Source organism: Pseudomonas cucumis, from assembly GCF_030687935.1.
Classification (GTDB): Bacteria; Pseudomonadota; Gammaproteobacteria; order Pseudomonadales; family Pseudomonadaceae; genus Aquipseudomonas; species Aquipseudomonas cucumis.
Genome location: NZ_CP117454.1, coordinates 3,739,336 through 3,757,973 on the forward strand (window position 1 = coordinate 3,739,336; position 18,638 = coordinate 3,757,973).

Sequence of the window (18,638 nt, forward strand, 5' to 3'; positions counted from 1 at the left end):
CCCCCGGCCATGGATGGCCGATGGCGGCGGGCCCACGGAGCAGGACCGGAGCGAGGGTACCCTGAGCCTAGGCGAAGGGCCGTACGTCAGGGGCGAAAGCGTTTGGTTACTTTGCGCTTTTCAAAGTAACCCGCCGTAAGGGCGAACCCTAAGCCGCCGTTACCGCAGAAATGGATATGTACCCCGACCGAAAAACAGGTCGACTATCAGGCCGCCAACCCCTTCCCCGCCCGCTCCAGATTGCGCCACAACCACACAGGCAACACATCAGGATCCAGACTGTCGATCAGGTTCTTCAACGCCAACCCCAACTCCGTATCACCCTCAATCACCAAACGCCGACGAAAGAACAGCGTATCCGGATCTTCCTGACGACTCGCCAGCAATAAAAACTCCCGCCAGTTACCACTGATCGTCACATGCGCCATGGCGTGCTCGGCAATTCGCAACCCTTTACCACTGAGGGTCAGGTACCAGGACAACCCCAGATCCGGAATCCGCAGGCACAACCAACGCCCACGCAAAACCTCGAACTCGCCATCGCGCAATGGCTCGGCGAGGCAGCGATTCAGCGCCTGTTGCAACGCCAGGCGCTGCACGGCAAAAGGTACCCGGCGCACCAGTGGCAACAACCGGTCGGCACCTTTCAACAACCACTTTTTTCGATTCAACACAGGCCGACCTCCTCGACACGCAGCATGCCGGCCTGGCCATGCCAATAACCATTGCACCCTTCGACGAACAGCGGCGGCGTCTCGCCCAGACGAACCCGTTGATAGGCGGCGACCACTTCGGCCATGCCCTGGGCGCGAGGGCTCAAGCGCAACAGATCGGCACCGCAGGCCACCAGCCCGGAGTAATCGGCCAGCAGATTGGTCACCTCGGCCGACATCGTTTGAATACCGTTGATGGTGAACAGCGCCTGCCCTTCCTGGCTGGTCAACGCCAGGCCGTCGGGGTAGTTGATGCAGCAAAACTGGCAGTCATCCTTGGGCCGGTTTTCCGCCCGAGCCGTAAAGCAGCGGGCGGAATAGGCCAACGGCAAATGCCCATAGGCAAAGATTTCAACTTCCGGCACTGCACGACCCAGCTCGCGCACCTGTCCGATCACATCACCAATCAGCGCTGCCGAACATTCCACGGGCGGCACCCAGCGAGTCATGCCGCTGTCGAGCAATTGCGCCAATGAGTGACCGTTGTACAGATTGAGGGCCGGGCCGCCCACGAACGGCAATTTGCGCTCGGCCAGGAACTGCACCGCGCCCATGTCGTTGGCTTCCACCCGCAATTGGCCGTTGTCGCACAGCCGGCGCAGGCTGGAGAGCTCAGACGCAGCCTCGATCAGCGTCAGGCTGGAAAGCACCAACTGCGCCTGGCTGCATTCCTGCAACTCTCGCCCCAGCCCCAGCCATTGATCCAGTGAAAATGCCCGGCGTTTCGAGCACACGGTTTCCCCCAGGTAAATCACGTCCAGGGGCAAGGCCGACATCTCGGCGTAAAAGTTGCTGAGTTGCTCTTTGTCCCAATAAAACAGGACCGGTCCCAGGCTGAGCTTCATGTCGCCTCCCTCATTGCCATGATCGATGATAAGCACCCAGGGTGGTCTGGCTACCTTCGGACAAACCGGCCAACACCTGACGCCATTCCTCCTTGACCCGAAAACTGCCCGGCGCGCCACGATGGGCGTCCAGCGCCGCGCGCCAGACACGGGTGACTTGTTCGACATAGGCCGGGCTGCGTTGGCGGCCTTCGATTTTCACGGCTTCGACACCGATGGCGGTCAGTTCCGGCAGCAAGTCCAGGGTGTCGAGGCTGGTGGGTTCCTCCAGCGCATGAAAGCGTTTGCCGCCGACCAGAAAGCGGCCCTTGCACAAGGTCGGGTAACCGGCCGGTTCGTCAGGGGTGTAGCGATCGATCAGGACTTCGCTGAGGCGTGCGCTCAGGCCTTCGGCGTCCTCGCTCCAGCGCACCGCCTTGGCCGGCGAACAGACACCGCACAGGTTCGGCGACTCGCCGGTAATGTAGGAAGACAGATGGCAACGCCCCTCGGCCATGATGCACAAGCTGCCGAAGCCAAACACTTCGATGGGCACCGGGCTGCTGGCGGCGACCTGGCGTACTTGCGCCAACGACAACACTCGCGGCAGCACCGCGCGGCGAATGCCGTAGCGCTGCGCATAAAACTCCAGCGCCGCGGCGTGGGTCGCCGAGCCCTGCACAGACAGGTGCAACGCCAGTTGTGGATGCCGCTGGCTGGCGTAGTTGAGCACCCCGGGGTCGGCGGCGATCAGTGCATCCACGCCAAAATCGGCGGCACGGTCCACCGCTCGCTGCCAGCGCTCCCAGCCCTTGGGTTGTGGGTACGTGTTGACCGCGACGTAGAGTTTGCGTTGATGCTGGCGAATGTGGGCGACCGCGGCGTCGAACTGTTTGTCGTCCATGTTCAGCCCCGCGAAATGCCGGGCGTTGGTGTCATCGCGAAAGCCGACATACACGGCATCGGCGCCTTGGCGCACCGCCGCTTTAAGCGCAGGCAGGTTCCCTGCCGGGCAGACCAGTTGCATGGGTAATCCTCATGAAAAAACGCGTCCGGGCCATCGCCTGATGCCCATGACGCGAGGGTCCGGGGCGTTCGAAAAAGGCGCTGCCAGTCTAGCGAGACCGGCAGGCACGGCCTTGACGGCAATCAATTGCCATCAATGCATCAGGTCGGCGAAGGACAGGAACATCACGTTGTCGTGCTTGAGCACTTGCTGCTCGCACTCAATCACCGCCAGCCCATCGGCCCAGCACGCGGCGGTCAACATGGCCGAGCTTTGCTGAGGGTGCAGTTCCACGCTCAACTGGCCGTCGGCGCCGGACGTCAATCGGGCCCGCAGGTACTGTCGACGCTTGTTACGCTGCAACCAGTCAAACCCGGCTGGCACGGCCAACGGCACCGGCAGCACGTCAGTCACGCCTTGGGCCCTGAGCAGGAACGGACGCACCACCACCAACGCGGTGATCAGCGCCGCCGAAGGATTTCCCGGCATGCCGATCCAGGGTTTGCCGGCCACTTCGCCAAAAGCCAGTGGCTTGCCCGGCTGGATGGCCAGCCGCCAGAAATCCACGTTGCCCAGTTCCTCGATCGCCTGTTTGAGGTGATCTTCCTCGCCCACCGACACGCCACCGGAACTCAACAGCAGGTCGCATTCCGAAGACGCCAGGCTCAAGGCATGCCGGCTGGCCGCCAACTCATCGACCATGACGCCATAGTCGTGCACCTCGACGCCCCAGCCGCGCAACAACGCGGCGAGACAATACCGGTTGCTGTTGTAAATCTGCCCCGGCGCCAAAGGTTCGCCCGGTTCACGCAGTTCATTTCCGCTGCTGAGCAAGCACACCTGCAACGGCCGATAGACCTCGACCCGCGCGATCCCGGCGCCAGCCAGCAACCCCAGTTCTTGTGCGCGCAGGCGTTTGCCGGCCTTGAGCAACAAATCCCCGCGACGAACTTCCTCGCCCTCCTTGCGCACATGATCGCCAACGGATACAGGCGGCAACCAGACACGCTCGCCCTCGACCCGGCAGCGCTCTTGCGGCACGACGGTATCGGCACCCGGCGGCAATGGCGCGCCGGTAAAGATCTGCACCGCTTGCTGCGCGAGCAAGGGTGAACACGCTTGATCCCCCGCCGCAATGCGCCCGCCAATCGATAAACAGCCACCCGCCTGGGGCAGGTCAGCCGCCCTGAGGGCATAACCGTCCATGGCGCTGTTGTCCCAGGCTGGCAGATTCACCGGGGAATGAATGTCCGCCGCCAGCACTCGCCCCATGGTTTGATCCAGACAGACCATATGCGCCAGGGGCGGCGGTGGAGCCTGGTCCAGCAGACGATTGATGGCCTCGTCCACGGGCATCAGGTTGCCGATGTCGCATACCCGACCGTTCATGAGCGTGTCCCGCAGGCGTCGATGACCCGCTGCGCTTGCGGTTTCAAATGCGGGGCGAAATTGCACGGGCCGGTGCGACTGTCCAGTTGTTCGAGCAGGATCTTGTTCCAGGCCGTCCGGCAGGCACCCGGCGAGCCTGGCACGCAGCACACCAGTACGCCGTTACTCATGCCGGCCAATGCCCGGGACTGCAGGCTGGACATGCCGATCTCCTCCAGCGACACCTGCCGGAACAGTTCGCCGAAGCCTTCAACGTGCTTGTCCAGCAATGGCAAGACCGCTTGCGGTGTGTTGTCGCGAGCGGTGAAACCGGTGCCGCCGGTCATCAACACCACTTGCACCGCAGGGTCGGCGATCCACCGGGAAACGGTGGCGCGGATCTGATAAATATCGTCCTTGACCAGCTCACGATCGATCAACACATGCCCGGCGGTTTGCAGCAAATCCGTCAGGGTCTGTCCCGACGTGTCGGTGTCAAAAGTGCGCGTATCGCTGATGGTCAGTACGGCAATGTTCAGGGGTTCGAAACTGCGTTGCGCCAGATGGGCCATATCCAGGTCTTCCCGTAGATGAGGGTATGGCCCGAAGCCTGAACCGGAATAGCGAGCGAGCCTATTCCTCCAAGGAGGTACCTCGTCGGGGGACATAAGTAGAATGCTCAGGCACAAAAACCTGTGGGAGCGGGCTTGCTCGCTCCCACATTGTCTTCCGTCGCTACAGGTTCTGCGCAATGGGGCTCAAGGCGCCAACCGGCTTCGCTTCCACAGACCATCACGCAAACGATAGTCGACGCGATCATGCAAACGGTCGGCCCGCCCCTGCCAGAACTCCAGACGTTCAGGGCGCAAGCAGTAGCCGCCCCAATGCTCGGGGCGCGATACGGTCTGGCCAACGAAGCGCTTGATGGTTTCAGCCAGCATGGATTCCAGCGCTGCGCGGCTGGCCAACGGACGACTCTGCGGTGACGCCCAGGCCCCCAGGCGACTGGCCATGGAACGAGTATCGAAGTACGCATCCGACAACGCCGGATCGAGCCTGAACACTTGCCCTTCGATACGCACCTGACGCTCCAGTCCCGGCCAGAAAAACGTCATCGCAGCATAGGGGTTGGCGGCCAGTTGCTGCCCCTTGTCGCTCTGATAATTGCCAAAGAACGTAAAACCTTCATCACTCAACCCCTTGAGCAGCAGAACCCGACAGTGCGGCCGCCCTTCAGGGTCGACCGTCGCCAGCACCATGCTATTGACCTCGACAGGTGCGCACTCGGTGTCGCGAGCCTGTTGCAGCCACTGCCGGAACATCGCCAGCGGATCATCCAGCGCAGCTTCATCTTGCAGACCATTGAGGGTGTAGTTGCGGCGCATCTGAGCCAGGGAAAGGGGCATGACGGTGATCTCCGGAAGGTTTTACGCAGTGTGCGAGGCACTGCGCAAAGCCACCTTGACCGCCATCAACACTGTCGCCTACTTGAGACGCAGACGCCGCGCCAGTTTGTGCAGGTTGCTAGGGTCGATTTCCAGGATTCGCGCAGCGCTGGCCCAGTTTTCCCCGGACAGGCTCAAGGCCTGGAGGATTTTCTTGCGCTGGTAATCGTCGACGGCTTCGCCCAAGGGCTGGAACGGCAGATCAGCCGTAACGTCCGGGGATGATTCGACCACCGTCCCCGATGCCACCATCGCGCTGTCGAGATCGAGAATTTCAGGCTCCAGCGTCATGATCAACGCGCGACTCGTCCCGCGACTGAGCTGCTTCAACGCAGCCCGACTGATCACGTGTTCAAGTTCGCGCACATTGCCCGGCCATGTATAAAGCAGCAGCGCGCGTTCGGCCGCCGGCGACAGGCGCAAACCACGCAGGCCGAGCCGCGCCCGATTGAGTTCAAGGAAATGCCCGGCCAGCATCAACACATCGTTACCGCGTTCGCGCAAGGGCGGAATCGGCACCGGGTACACCGAAAGCCGGTGATACAGATCGGCGCGAAACAAGCCGTCGCGGATGCTGTCCGGCAGGTGCCGGTTGGTGGCGGCGATGATGCGCACATCGACATGCAGCGGTTTGTCGGCACCGAGGCGCTGGATCTCGCCGTTCTGCAGGGTGCGCAACAACTTCGCTTGCACACTCAAGGGCAACTCCCCGACTTCATCGAGAAACAGCGTGCCACCGTTGGCGGCATCGAAGCGTCCGGCACGGTCACTGGTAGCGCCGGAAAAGGCGCCTTTGACATGCCCGAACAACTCACTCTCTGCCAGCGACTCCGGCAAGGCGGCGCAGTTAACGTGTATCAGCGGTTTGTGGTGGCGCCGTGAAAGACGATGCAAGCGGCGGGCGAACAGCTCTTTGCCGACGCCGGTCTCGCCCAACAGCAACACCGGCAGATCGGAGTCGGCCAGCACATCCAGCTCATTGAGCAACTGATGCAACACCTCACTTTGCCCGAGGATCTCGCCCTCCTCGACCGGCATGCGCAAGTCCTGGGGATCGCTGCGGGACAAACGCAAGCTGCGGTTTTCCTGTTCCAGACGGGTAACCCGCACAGCGGCTTCGATCTGCAACGTGCAGCGCTTGAGCTCTTCCCGCGCGCGGCTGTCGAAGGTCCCGGCGTGCAGCGCATCGAGGGTGATCGCGCCCCAGATCCGCCCCTCGACATACAGGCTCACGCCCATGCAGTCATGCACCGGCAGCGGTTCGCCGACGTGGTTGTCGAGCAAGCCGTCGTAAGGGTCCGGCAGGCGACTGTCAGGCTCGAACCAGGTCGGCTCGCGCGACGCCATGATTGCCGCCAGCCGCGGATGCTGGGCGATGACGAACCGGCGCCCCAACGCTTCATGAACCAGCCCCACCGTCGCAACGGGCCTGAGGCTGTCGTCATCCAGACGCAGCAAACCCACGGCGCCACTGTTGAAGTATTCGCGCAGGGTATGGACCAATCGTTGCAACCGCACAGCATTGGGCAGCTCGACAATCAGGTCGGCTGCCAGGCTTTCTCGCAGCATGGTAGTAATCACCCTCTATGGTTGGATTCACCCTAAAGCGTCAGGGTGCCTATCACCACAACTAAAAATTAATCCTTGTTTTTCAATCAGTTGAACATGGCATGCCGGATGCAATAGATCAGGGGAACCGTTGAAACCCAAACAAGGAACCCTGATGAGCCAGACCCTATTGGAACAAAGCCTCGGCCAACTGGCCTGCGACATTCCCGGTGCCACCCGGATCTTCCATACCTTCAAACTGGACTTCTGTTGCGGCGGGCATAAAAGCCTGCGTGAAGCGGCCCTTGGCAAACACCTCGACCCGGTCCTCATTGCCGAAGCCCTGAACATTCTGCAAGACGCCGGCGAAACCCAGCACGACTGGCGCAACGAACCTTTGGAACTGTTGATCGCCCACCTTCTGACGCGCTATCACGCCCGTCACCGCGAGCAATTGCCGGAACTGATCCGTCTGGCCCGCCGCGTCGAGCAGGTCCATGGTGCGCGCAGCAGCTGCCCCAACGGCCTGGCCGATCTGCTGACCGACATGCAACAAGAACTCGAAGGCCACATGCTCAAGGAAGAACAGGTGCTGTTCCCGATGCTGCAACAAGGCATCGGTGCTCAAGCGGCTCCGCCGATTCAGGTGCTGCGTTTCGAACATGATCAACATGGTGAAGCACTGGAGAAAATGCTCGCCCTGACCAATCACATCATCCCGCCTGCCGATGCCTGTAACACCTGGCGTGCCCTTTATCGCGGGCTGCTGGAATTCAAGGATGACCTGATGCAACACATTCATCTGGAAAACAACGTGCTGTTCATCAATGCCCTGAACCCTCGCCATTGATCGATCGCCAGTCACATCCAACCCGCGCCAGCCCACCGGTTGACGCGGGTTTTGTTTATCCGGGACTGCTTGTGATCAGCCGTGCCAATAGAACATCGCCTTGGCCAGGATCACGATCAACACCATGTGCCCGAGGATGCTGCGGCGTATCCAGCTGGCGCGAGTCGCGGTCAGGCGCGCATGGGTCAGCCAATAGGCCAACAGCAAGTAATGACCGATGATGCTCAGGGCCAACAGGATCTTCAGGCTCAACAACATGCCAAAGCTACTGGCCAACGGCTGACTCAATGCGCCCCGGTACTGCCACGCCAGACCGACGCCAGCGCCATACAACAGCAACACCACGCCATGCAGCACCTTGCGCGAGCGCACGGCAATCGCCTGATCCGCCGTGGATTGCGCGGTATCCGCCAACTGCTGACGGGCGCGATGCCAGATAACCACCTCGAAAAACAACGTGCCGATGAAGGCAATCGCTGCCAGCAGGTGTGTGACCAGTAAAAAGGGATACATCAGCGCCAGCCTCTGTCAGTTCGCGTGCTCATCCCGGATGACCGTCGACCCGGGCCCGCAACAGCATCGGCCCATAGCGCCAGACATACAGCGCAAACGCCAACGCCCAGCACAGACCGGCCAGCCACAATGCCGGCAAGGGAAAGAACTCGACCAACACAACCCGGCTCAGGCACGCCAGGTTGAGCAAGATGAACGCCAGGGTCATGCCAGGCGGCGGCTCCAGCGCACGGCCGGTATGCCCGAGGCTGACCCGGGCGATCATCGCCAGCACCAGGCCGCCCATCGCCCCGATGGTCAGGCAATGCACTGCCAGGCTCGGATTAATCGGCACGCCGAAATGCCACAGCGCCATCCCGAGACACGCCACCGCCAACCAGCCATAAGCCAGGTACAACGACCACAGCAACGGCACGTGCCAGAGGGCGCGATCATGCCAGCGAACCAGGCGCACCAGATGCCCTGCGGCCAGCACGGCGAACAACAGGCCCACCCAGAGATCGGGGGCAAGCGCAGGTCCGGCGGCATATAACAACGCCACGAGGGGCGAGCCAATCAGCAACAGCCAATCCAGCCATGGCCAAGGGGCAACGCCATCGACCTTGCCGAGGCCACGCTGGATGAAGAACGGAATGACGCGCCCGCCGATCAACCCCATCATCGCCGCCACCAGCCAAATGCCGGTCAGCACGCCCTGGCGCTGCAAACCTTCATGCCCCTCGACCAGGCCATACAGGGACAACCCGTCGGCCGCGGCCAACAGCAGCAGAACCACCACAATCGGGTAGTTACGTTTCTGCCGCACCTTCCACAAGGTGAAGCCCATGAGCACCGCCACCGCCAACGGGAACGCCAGCTCAAGCACGGCAAGCAACGGCCACGGCGCATTGGCCAGCCAGGCCGCCCGCGCCAATAACCACAGCAACGCCAGCGCGGCCAACGGTTTGCCGCTTAGGCCGGGGCGACCGGTCCAGGTCTGCACCGCCGTCAGCAGAAAGCCCGCGATAATCGCCAAACCGAACCCGAACAGCAATTCATGCCGATGCCAGCCCAGCCAACCACCTGCCGGCTGCCAGTCCGATATCGAACCGCTAAAAGCCGCCAGCCACAGCGGAATGAACAGCACCGCCAACAGGGAGCCGGCGAGGAAAAACGGCCGAAAGGCCAGCCGAAACAGCGGCGTGATTGCCATCGCTTTACGGCGGTCAAGCACTTGCATAAAACCACTCCTCTGCCTTGTTGCCGACCTGGCGCCGACTCGCAGGCGCCGAGGTAAATCCAGGGGCAATCATCGGGCATTACCGATCCCTTGCCTTTGTCGCAGATCAAGTGTGCAAGGGGCGTGCCCCGATGCTCATTCGCCCCCTGTAGCGAGAGGACTTACCCTTGTGGGAGCGAGCTTGCTCGCGCAAGGGTGATGGGTTCAGGGTACAAACGACCCTTTGATGGTCATTTAAACCCTAAAGATCACGGTATTTTTTACCCTGATTGCTGACAGCCCCAATAAACTAGGCCCTCCACGCCTGGCCCGCGTCTTGCTCTGCATGGGCAACCTTTTAAAAATCCTGGATCCCTCTCGATTACCCGGAGTCGTCATGAAAAAAGTCATCCAGCCACTGGCCTGGTTTGTTGTGCTGACCTCAATCCTGGCCTTGGCCAGCGGCGTTTCTCTAGGTCTCGTCTGACCTGATCCCCCCTTCTCAATCTTCAGGATGAATTCTCATGGTGCTTCATCGCGTCCATCACCAGATTCTGCGCAGTCATCACTTGTTCGAGCCGTTGAACGAAGAACAGCTGGATGAATTGATGAGTACCAGCCACTTGCTGAGCATCGACAAGGGCGAGCCATTGTTCCGTCAGGGTGAGCCGGCCGATTCGTTCTATTTCATCATTGCCGGGGCGGTGAAAATCTACCGGCTGACACCGGATGGGCAGGAGAAAGTGTTTGAGGTCATCAGCGATAGGCAAACCTTCGCCGAGGCGATGATGTTGATGGACACCCCAAACTATGTGGCCTCGGCCGAAGCCATCTGCCCCACCCAGCTCTACCGGTTATCCAACAGCACTTACATGCGCCTGCTGCAGAGCAACAGTCGGCTGACCTTTGCACTGCTGGGCAAGCTCTGCGTTCGCTTGCATCAACGGGTCAACGAAATCGAGACCCTGTCACTGAAAAACGCCACCCACCGGGTCGTGCGTTATTTGCTGACGCAACTGGTGCGTCAGCAAACCGTAGACAGCCAATTCGAGCTGCCGATGGCCAAGCAACTGATTGCCGGGCATCTGTCGATCCAGCCGGAAACCTTTTCGCGGATCATCCGTCGCTTGATCGATGAAAACATCATCACTCAGGACGGCCGTCAGATCGCCATTCTTGATCGCCTGCGCCTGGAACAGTTCGAGTGAGTGCCATGCCCGTCTGCCTGTATTGCCAACACGTCAACCCACCCCAAGAAACCGAGTGCCGCCAATGCGGCATGCCCCTGCCGGTATTGGCCGCACACGCGGCGCAACGTCGGTTGCGCCGATTCAAGTGGTTCTGCATCGGCCTGACGATCTTCTGCGTGACGATGTTTTTCTGGCTGCCGCGCAGCTGAAAACCGCACATACCCCTTGTAGCAGCTGCCGAGCGTGCGAGGCTGCGTTCGGCTGCGCAGCAGTCGTAAAACCATTCACTGCGGTAATTCAGGAATACCGTGGGCTCAGGATTACGACTGCTTCGCAGCCGAACGCAGGCTACGCCAGCTGCTACAAGGACGCAGGTGGTCAAGGACATCACGGTTGAGTCAGCTGGCGGTACAACTGCGGCAAGCGCAGAGGTAACTGCTCGGGCTGACGGATCAAGGTGTAGCCATTGGCGCCAAACATGTACGGCAGGTAATCCCCGGCCTCGCGATCGATCGTGATACAGAACGGCGTCAGCCCCTGACGCCGCGCCTCCAGCACTGCCTCGCGGGTGTCTTCGACACCGTAGCGCCCTTCATACAGATCCAGATCATTCGGTTTGCCGTCCGTTAGCAGCAGCAACAGTTTGCTGCGCCGCTTGCTGTTGCCCAGCAGTTGCGTGGCCTGGCGAATGGCGGCGCCCATGCGCGTGTAATACCCAGGCTTGAGCCCTTGAATGCGGCCTCGAGTGTTGTCGTCATAACGCTGGCTGAACGACTTGAGTTCCTGCATGCGTACTTGCTGACGGCGCAGCGAGGAAAACCCGTACAGGGCGAAATCATCACCCAGCACCGACAGGGTTTCGCCGAACAGCAGCAGGCTGTCGCGGATGACGTCGATGACGCGATGTTCATCGTTCAGGTGGGCGTCGGTGGACATCGACACATCGGCCAGCAACAGGCACGCCAGGTCGCGGCGGGTCTGTCGTTGCTCCATGAACAGACCGCGTTCGGCACACTGGCCATGCTCGCGCTCAACGTGAAAATCCAGCCAGGCCTGCATGTCCAGCTCAGAGCCCTGGGGTTGCTGGCGTAACCACTGGCGATCATTGCGCAGGTGCTCGAACTGGCGTCGCAAGCGGTGCGCCGAGGCCTTCAACCGTAATGGCAGCGGCTGTGCCTCACAATCACGGGGCACCATCATTTGCAGATTGACGAAGCTGTCCTGCATCTGTTGTTTACGGTAATCCCACTCCGGCAACTTGATGCCTTCGCCAAGGGGAATATCGTCGACATCGGCCGGTGGTAAATCCAGGTGCAGCTTGAGACCGCCGCCCTTGCGCAGACGGGTGCGCGACAGGGTCAATTCATCCAGGTCGTCGGCGACTCGGGCAGCGTCCGGGTCTTCGCTGTCATCCGACCAGCGATCCAGATCGACGTGCTCGGTCCAGCTGAACAGGTTCTCCAGACGTACCACCAACAGCCCGCCATCGCGGGTGCTTTCGTCGATCCGCGTCGCGCGTTTACGCCCGCCTTTCTGTTCGCCGGGCGGCGTGGTCAACGACTCTTCGGATTCATCGCCCAGATCGGCAGCCTGCGGGCTGGCGAGGTTTTGTGGCGGGTACAACCACAGCGGCAACGGCCAGGCGGCCCGTTCACTGCGGGGGAAATGTTCGACACTGCCAGGTTCGCGCAACGCCTGACATAACGCCCGCTCCAAAGCCGCTTCGCCGGCATTCAACGAGGCCGGATCGGGGCGCAATTGCAGATGGGCATCGACCAGTCGTTTGTAACGAGCACGCAGCGCGGGATAGCGTCGCAGCAGCTGTTGCGTCCAGCGTTGATTGTCCCGCCCCCAGTGACGCATCTGCCCAGCCTGTGCCGCCAGCAACGCGAGCCAGCGATAGAGCTCCTCATTCAATGCGACTTCAGGGAAGACCGCCAGGCTCGACGGCAGGCGCAGGTTCGTCGCGTCGCACCACGCCAACGGCACTTGTTTGCAGGTACCGGCGATCTGCTGCAACACGTTGCGCCGCAGCAGCAGGTCGCGGTCGCTGGCGGCTTCCACACCGATGCCATTGGCACCGCCCATGGCGCGAAACAACAGCGCCAGCGGGCGTTGCTGGCTGGCCAGTTCAACCCGTGCTTCAGGGAAGTCCAGGCTGGCACGCCGGGTGATGAAACGATGCCAGACACTGCCTACCCACTCTTCCAGTTCGACGGTAAACGCCATGATGCTTGCCCTTCCTGGAAACCAAAAAAACGGCCCGCTGTATCAGCCGGGCCGACCTTTTCTAGCCATTGCACTCGTTCATGAAGGTACAACCGCAGCCGGGGCGCGCAAGGCGGCGCGGCCACGTTGCTTGAAGCTGAGCAGGTAGCACAGCAACCCGGCGAAGAACCCGAGACCGGCGCCCAGACGGGCCCAGAACAGCACCTGCAGATGTTCGACCGTGGACATGAATGGCAACGCAATCCCGTCGGCCTGCCAGCGTTGCAGGTAAACCTGGACGACACCGGCAGCGGTCAGGAACAGCGTGATCATCACCATCGACAGGGTCATCAACCAGAAGCCCCAGATTTCGAAGGTCTGCGAACGCTCGTCAGCGGCTTCACCCAGCCCGCGCAAACGCGGCATGGCGTAGCTGATCAAGGTCATCACGATCATCGCGTAAGCACCGTAGAAGGCCAGGTGACCGTGCGCCGCCGTCAGTTGCGAACCATGGGTGTAGAAGTTGACCGGTGCCAGGGTGTGCAGAAAACCCCAGACGCCCGCACCGAAGAATGCGGTGACCGTGGTGCCCTTGGCCCACAGTGTGGCGGCGCGGTTCGGGTGTTGCCGGCGACGGTTCTTCACCATGCTGAAGGCGAAGATCACCATGGCCAGGAACGGCAGCGGTTCGAGTGCCGAGAAGATCGAGCCGACCCACAACCAGACCTCGGGCGCACCGATCCAGAAGAAGTGGTGACCGGTGCCGATGATCCCGGTAATCAGCGCCATGGCGATGATCACGTACAGCCATTTCTCCACGACTTCGCGGTCGACACCGGTGATCTTGATCAGGACAAAAGCGAGCATCGAACCCATGATCAGTTCCCACACGCCTTCCACCCAAAGATGCACCACCCACCACCAGTAGAACTTGTCGCGGGCCAGGTTGCCGGGGTTATAGAAGGAGAACAGGAAGAACACCGCAAGGCCGATCAGCCCGGTCATCATCACCATGCTGACGGTGGTCTTGCGACCTTTGAGCAGGGTCATGCCGATGTTGTAAAGGAAGCCCAGGCACACCACCACAATGCCCATCTTGGTGATGGTCGGCTGCTCCAGGAACTCCCGGCCCATGGTCGGCAGCAACTCGTTGTGGGTCAGTTTGGCCAGCCCCGCATAAGGCACCAGCAGATAGCCAAGGATCGTCAGCACGCCCGCGGCGGCGAATACCCAGAACAGGATGATCGCCAACTTCGGACTGTGCAGTTCGCGGTCGGCCTCTTCCGGAATCAGGTAGTAGGCAGCGCCCATGAAGCCGAACAGCAGCCAGACGATCAGCAGGTTGGTGTGCACCATCCGCGCCACGTTGAAGGGAATGATCGGGAACAGAAAGTCTCCGATCACGTATTGCACACCCATGATCAAACCGAACAGCACCTGACCGAGAAACAGTATCAGGGCGAACACGAAGTACGGTTTGGCCACGGCTTGCGAGGCGAATTTCAGATGCGGATTAGCAATGCTCATCTCTCAGCCCTCCTTGTTTGGCGGCCAGCCATTGGTGTTGATGTTCGAGCTCCATTTGAGGAACTCGGCGATGTCATCCACCTCTTGCTCGCTCAACTTGAACTGCGGCATCGCTCGCCGGCCCGGTACGCCCAGCGGCTGCATTTTCATCCAGGCATGCAGAAAGGGTTTGAAGCCCGCCTCCCCGCCGCGCCGCTGAAACACGTTGCCCAGCTCAGGCGCAAAGTAGGCACCCTCGCCCAGCAGCGTGTGGCAGCCGATGCAGTTGTTTTGCTCCCAGACCGTCTTGCCGCGGATCACGGATTCGGTTAACTGCGCTTCATTGCTGCGCTCTGGAAAGGTCTGTTCCGTGTGATAGGTCAAGGCCAGGAATATCAGGAAGAAGAAGATGCTTCCCCCGAAGTAGATGTTCCTGGCCATGCCTTTGGTGAAGGTCTCTGACATGGTCGCTTCCTCTTTGCTTGGCGTGCCCATGATAGAAAGCGAAGGGTTGAAAGCTGCTTGATGGCGATCAAGAAAGGCAGATGGTTTTGGTCGGGTAATACGCTTAAGTCGCACTCGGTCCATGTAGCAGCTGGCGAAGCCTGCGTTCGGCTGCGCAGCAGTCGTAAATCCTGCCGCCTCGGTCCATCTGAAACACCGCGGTGGCTGATTTCACGACTGCTTCGCAGCCGAACGCAGGCTTCGCCAGCTGCTACATGGATTGGTTAACCGACTGAAACCAGCGTCAGCCCTACAATGGCGGCCAACACCAGCGCCCAGCTCACCATCAACCGGCGCCACAATCGCGGGGCATGGCGCATCTCCATAAAGCCATCGGCAATCAACCAGGCCTTGCCAACCGCCACCAGCAAAATGGCCACCGACAGCAGCCACGTCGCGCCCATCTGTGCCAGCACCACCGTGCACACGCTTAACGTGGCCAGCGCGGCCCAGCAGACCAGCAAAAACCTGGAAGCCGACATCACAACCCCCGTCAATTCAGAACGTAGACCAGCGGAAACAGTACGACCCAGATCAGATCGACCATGTGCCAATACAGCACACCCGATTCAAGCCCACTGCGATTGGCCACGTTGTACAGGCCTCGACGGCAACGCTCGGCCAGCCAGCCGAGGATGACCATGCCGAGCAGTACATGGAGAAAATGAAAACCGGTGAGGATCCAGTAGAGGGTGAAAAACGTGTTGTGCTCCATGCCCAGCCCAGAGGCCAGCAAGTGCCGGTATTCCGTGAGTTTCAACACCACGTAGACGCTGCCGGCAAGCAACGCCATCAGCAGGAAGACGGCGCCATGCCGGGGCCGAGAGCGCTTGACTTGCTCCTGAGCCAGCGCGGCGAACAGCCCGGCGGTGAGCAGGCTGAGGGTCATCGCCAGGCCGGTAGAAGTGTTGAGCAATAGACGGCTTTCACCGAACAGTTGCGGCTTGAGTGCCTGGGTCACGGCGAACGCCAGAATCAGGATGGCGAATACCGACAGCTCGGCCAGAATGAAAAACCACATCGCCAGATCACCCGGCAAGTGCCCCGGCGCAACGCGTCTGGACTCAGCCGAAATGGACATCAACCACGCCCATCAGCGCCGCAACGGTCAACGGATCATCGCTCAGCGGCTCGGCCAGGCAGGCCATGCACGCCTCGCGCGGGCTCATGCCGGAGCGGATCATTCGTGCGGTGAAAATCAGCAGCCGCGTCGAGGCGACTTCCTCCAGATCATGCTGATCCAGCCTTCGCAGGGCCTGCCCCAGCTTGACCACTTGCGCCGCCAGCGCGCTGTCTACCTGCGCTTCCCGGGCAACAATACGCTCTTCATCGGCCACCGGCGGATAGCCGAAACGCATCGCCACGAAGCGTTGTCGAGTGCTGGGTTTCATGCCTTTGAGCAGGTTCTGGTAGCCGGGGTTGTATGACACCACCAGCATGAATGATGGCGGCGCCTGCAGTACTTCGCCGGTGCGTTCCAGGAACAACTCGCGACGATCATCAGCCAATGGGTGCAGTACGACCACTGTGTCCTGGCGCGCTTCGACCACTTCGTCCAGATAACAAATACCGCCTTCACGTACCGCGCGGGTCAGTGGCCCGTCCTGCCACCAGGTGCCTTGGGCACCGATCAAATGACGGCCGATCAGGTCGGCGGCGCTCAGATCGTCATGGCAAGCCACGGTGTAAAGCGGCAGTTTCAACCGATGGGCCATGTGCTGGACGAAACGGGTCTTGCCGCACCCCGTCGGGCCTTTGATCAGCACCGGCATGCCGTGTCGCCAGGCTTGCTCGAACAGCGCCTGCTCATTATTGAGCGGTTGATAGAAGGGTTCGCAAGACTGGATTCGGTCCATGGGCTGTGTGTTCCAAAAGCGGATTCAAGCCACACGCTACGGGCCCCTGCGACAACCTGGCAAGTGACATGGCCGGCAAACTTGATCGCGGTCAAGCGAGCATTGGCCTGCTCGGGCATAGCCTTGCACGGCACTAAGAACCTGCGTTCTGCGCTGCCGTTTCAGCACATCGCAAAGGTCTTGCCTGAGGAGAAATGGAATGCTGATCAGCAATAGAAAAACGTTTGCTCTGACTGTCGCCACATTGTGTTCGGCGCTGGCCCTTGCGGTGACTCATGCGGCCCGGGCCGAAGAGCCCGCTGCCGCTGCGGCCAGCCCGCTGATGGTCAAATCCGCCGGGGCGCCCGACATGAGTCAGGCCGAGTTCGACTCATCCAAGGAAATTTACTTCCAGCGTTGCGCCGGCTGCCATGGCGTTCTGCGCAAAGGCGCCACCGGCAAACCACTGACACCGGACATCACCCAGTCCCGCGGGCAACCGTTTCTGGAGGCGTTGATTACCTACGGTTCACCGGCGGGCATGCCGAACTGGGGAACGTCCAATGCGCTGACCAAGGATCAGATCACGTCAATGGCCAAGTTCATTCAGCACGCGCCGCCGACGCCGCCGGAATGGGGCATGGCCGAGACGCTGAAAACCTGGAAAGTGCTGGTCAAGCCTGAGGACCGTCCGAAGAAGCAACTGAGCAAACTCAACCTGCCCAACCTGTTTTCGGTGACATTGCGCGATGACGGCAAGATTGCCCTGATCGACGGTGACAGCAAGAAAATCGTCAAGCTGATCGAGACCGGTTATGCGGTGCACATCTCGCGGATTTCCGCCTCCGGTCGCTACCTATTGGTGATTGGTCGAGACGCGCGGATCGACATGATCGACCTGTGGCCGGTGGAGCCGACCAAGGTCGCCGAAGTCAAAGTGGGCATCGAGGCGCGCTCGGTAGAGACCTCCAAGTTCAAGGGCTACGAAGACAAATACACCGTCGCCGGCTCCTATTGGCCGCCGCAATTCACCATCATGGATGGCGAAACCCTGGAGCCCAAACAGATCGTCTCGACCCGCGGCATGACCGTCGACAAGCAGGAATACCACCCCGAACCCCGGGTCGCGGCGATCATCGCCTCCCATGAATGGCCGGAGTTCATCGTCAACGTCAAGGAAACCGGCAAGGTCATGCTGGTCAATTACCAGGACATCAAAAACCTCACCATCACCTACATCGATGCCGCGCCCTTCCTCCATGACGGCGGATGGGACAGCACCCACCGCTACTTCATGACCGCCGCCAACAACTCCAACAAAGTGGCCGTGATCGACTCCAAAGATCGCAAGTTGGCCGCTCTGGTGGACGTCGGTAAAACCCCTCACCCCGGTCGCGGTGCCAACTTCGACCACCCGACCTACGGGCCGGTCTGGGCCACCAGCCACCTTGGCGATGACGGCATTTCCCTGATCGGTACCGACCCGGTCAAGCATCCGCAATTTGCCTGGAAACAGGTTGCCTCACTCAAGGGCCAGGGCGGTGGATCGCTGTTTATCAAAACCCACCCTGACTCCCGTCACCTGTATGTCGACACCACCCTCAACCCCGACGCCAAGCTGAGCCAGTCGGTAGCAGTGTTCAACATCGACAAACTCGACGCCGGCTACACCGTGCTGCCCATCGCCGAGTACGCCGGCATCAAGCAAGGCGCGATGCGGGTCGTGCAGCCGGAATACAACAAGGCCGGTGATGAAGTCTGGTTCTCCGTGTGGAGCGGTCAGTCAGAGGAATCGGCGCTGGTAGTGATCGACGACAAAACGCTGAAGCTCAAATCAGTCATAAAGGACAAACGACTGATCACACCCACCGGGAAATTCAACGTCTACAACACCCAACACGACATCTATTGAGCTCCATCAATGCAAGGA

Annotated in this window: 19 protein-coding genes; 4 read left to right on the plus strand and 15 right to left on the minus strand. The window is 60.8% G+C overall.

Annotated elements, in window-relative coordinates; all coding sequences use genetic code 11:
- Window positions 1–206: 206 nt before the first annotated feature.
- The 7 genes from ubiT to norR form a co-directional block, all read right to left on the minus strand.
- Complete coding sequence (gene ubiT / locus PSH97_RS16810; RefSeq protein ID WP_305445890.1) at window positions 207–674, minus strand: ubiquinone anaerobic biosynthesis accessory factor UbiT; 468 nt, start codon at window positions 672–674, stop codon at window positions 207–209.
- Window positions 668–1,558 carry a U32 family peptidase gene (locus PSH97_RS16815; RefSeq protein ID WP_305445891.1) on the minus strand — a complete coding sequence of 297 codons (891 nt, stop codon included), beginning with the start codon at window positions 1,556–1,558 and terminating at the stop codon, window positions 668–670. Before PSH97_RS16815 ends, ubiT begins: the two co-directional genes overlap by 7 nt.
- A 10-nt stretch (window positions 1,559–1,568) precedes the next feature.
- Window positions 1,569–2,564, minus strand: a complete 996-nt coding sequence (ubiU, locus tag PSH97_RS16820) for a ubiquinone anaerobic biosynthesis protein UbiU (RefSeq protein WP_052964423.1) — start codon at window positions 2,562–2,564, stop codon at window positions 1,569–1,571.
- Window positions 2,565–2,696: 132 nt separating this feature from the next.
- Window positions 2,697–3,932, minus strand: coding sequence for a molybdopterin molybdotransferase MoeA (locus PSH97_RS16825; RefSeq protein ID WP_305445892.1), 1,236 nt, complete (start codon window positions 3,930–3,932; stop codon window positions 2,697–2,699).
- Window positions 3,929–4,483 (minus strand): molybdenum cofactor biosynthesis protein B, encoded by a 555-nt coding sequence (moaB, locus tag PSH97_RS16830; protein WP_305445893.1) that lies wholly within the window; start codon window positions 4,481–4,483, stop codon window positions 3,929–3,931. The genes PSH97_RS16825 and moaB overlap by 4 nt, the downstream gene beginning before the upstream one ends.
- Before the next feature lie 186 nt (window positions 4,484–4,669).
- Window positions 4,670–5,317 carry a pyridoxamine 5'-phosphate oxidase gene (gene pdxH, locus PSH97_RS16835; protein WP_305445894.1) on the minus strand — a complete coding sequence of 216 codons (648 nt, stop codon included), beginning with the start codon at window positions 5,315–5,317 and terminating at the stop codon, window positions 4,670–4,672.
- 78 nt (window positions 5,318–5,395) lie between these two features.
- Entirely contained in the window at window positions 5,396–6,925 is a 1,530-nt protein-coding gene (gene norR, locus PSH97_RS16840) for a nitric oxide reductase transcriptional regulator NorR (RefSeq protein WP_305445895.1), read from the minus strand.
- 154 nt (window positions 6,926–7,079) lie between these two features.
- Between norR and ytfE the strand changes: the two genes are divergently transcribed.
- Window positions 7,080–7,754: an iron-sulfur cluster repair protein YtfE gene (gene ytfE / locus PSH97_RS16845; protein ID WP_305445896.1), complete on the plus strand. Its 675-nt coding sequence runs from the start codon at window positions 7,080–7,082 to the stop codon at window positions 7,752–7,754.
- 75 nt (window positions 7,755–7,829) lie between these two features.
- On the opposite strand, the gene PSH97_RS16850 is transcribed toward ytfE, so the two are convergent.
- Together PSH97_RS16850 and PSH97_RS16855 are read right to left on the minus strand one after the other, a co-directional pair.
- Window positions 7,830–8,267, minus strand: coding sequence for a hypothetical protein (locus PSH97_RS16850; RefSeq protein ID WP_305445897.1), 438 nt, complete (start codon window positions 8,265–8,267; stop codon window positions 7,830–7,832).
- Window positions 8,268–8,295: 28 nt separating this feature from the next.
- Window positions 8,296–9,486, minus strand: a complete 1,191-nt coding sequence (locus tag PSH97_RS16855) for an NnrS family protein (protein ID WP_305445898.1) — start codon at window positions 9,484–9,486, stop codon at window positions 8,296–8,298.
- 503 nt (window positions 9,487–9,989) lie between these two features.
- On the opposite strand from PSH97_RS16855, the gene PSH97_RS16860 reads away from it, so the two are divergent.
- Window positions 9,990–10,673 carry a Crp/Fnr family transcriptional regulator gene (locus tag PSH97_RS16860; protein ID WP_008075049.1) on the plus strand — a complete coding sequence of 228 codons (684 nt, stop codon included), beginning with the start codon at window positions 9,990–9,992 and terminating at the stop codon, window positions 10,671–10,673.
- The gene (locus tag PSH97_RS16865) at window positions 10,670–10,864 is read left to right on the plus strand and encodes a protein DnrP (RefSeq protein WP_305445899.1); all 195 of its coding nucleotides are present in this window, start codon (window positions 10,670–10,672) and stop codon (window positions 10,862–10,864) included. The genes PSH97_RS16860 and PSH97_RS16865 overlap by 4 nt, the downstream gene beginning before the upstream one ends.
- Window positions 10,865–11,042: 178 nt before the next feature.
- Here the strand turns inward: PSH97_RS16865 and PSH97_RS16870 are convergent, their stop codons facing one another.
- The 6 genes from PSH97_RS16870 to PSH97_RS16895 form a co-directional block, all read right to left on the minus strand.
- Window positions 11,043–12,884 carry a nitric oxide reductase activation protein NorD gene (locus PSH97_RS16870; RefSeq protein ID WP_305445900.1) on the minus strand — a complete coding sequence of 614 codons (1,842 nt, stop codon included), beginning with the start codon at window positions 12,882–12,884 and terminating at the stop codon, window positions 11,043–11,045.
- A 78-nt stretch (window positions 12,885–12,962) separates the two neighbouring features.
- Window positions 12,963–14,390 carry a cbb3-type cytochrome c oxidase subunit I gene (locus tag PSH97_RS16875; protein ID WP_305445901.1) on the minus strand — a complete coding sequence of 476 codons (1,428 nt, stop codon included), beginning with the start codon at window positions 14,388–14,390 and terminating at the stop codon, window positions 12,963–12,965.
- Window positions 14,391–14,393: 3 nt separating this feature from the next.
- Window positions 14,394–14,834 carry a c-type cytochrome gene (locus tag PSH97_RS16880; protein WP_038982840.1) on the minus strand — a complete coding sequence of 147 codons (441 nt, stop codon included), beginning with the start codon at window positions 14,832–14,834 and terminating at the stop codon, window positions 14,394–14,396.
- 263 nt (window positions 14,835–15,097) lie between these two features.
- On the minus strand, window positions 15,098–15,355 hold the full coding sequence (locus tag PSH97_RS16885) for a cytochrome C oxidase subunit IV family protein (protein WP_305445902.1): 258 nt from the start codon (window positions 15,353–15,355) through the stop codon (window positions 15,098–15,100).
- Between the two features lie 11 nt (window positions 15,356–15,366).
- Window positions 15,367–15,954: a cytochrome c oxidase subunit 3 family protein gene (locus PSH97_RS16890; protein ID WP_305445903.1), complete on the minus strand. Its 588-nt coding sequence runs from the start codon at window positions 15,952–15,954 to the stop codon at window positions 15,367–15,369.
- The gene (locus PSH97_RS16895) at window positions 15,938–16,729 is read right to left on the minus strand and encodes a CbbQ/NirQ/NorQ/GpvN family protein (RefSeq protein WP_305445904.1); all 792 of its coding nucleotides are present in this window, start codon (window positions 16,727–16,729) and stop codon (window positions 15,938–15,940) included. The genes PSH97_RS16890 and PSH97_RS16895 overlap by 17 nt, the downstream gene beginning before the upstream one ends.
- 199 nt (window positions 16,730–16,928) lie before the next feature.
- Here PSH97_RS16895 and PSH97_RS16900 point away from each other — a divergent pair, with 199 nt between their 5' ends.
- Window positions 16,929–18,620, plus strand: coding sequence for a cytochrome D1 domain-containing protein (locus PSH97_RS16900; protein ID WP_407682155.1), 1,692 nt, complete (start codon window positions 16,929–16,931; stop codon window positions 18,618–18,620).
- The last annotated feature ends 18 nt before the right edge of the window (window positions 18,621–18,638 follow it).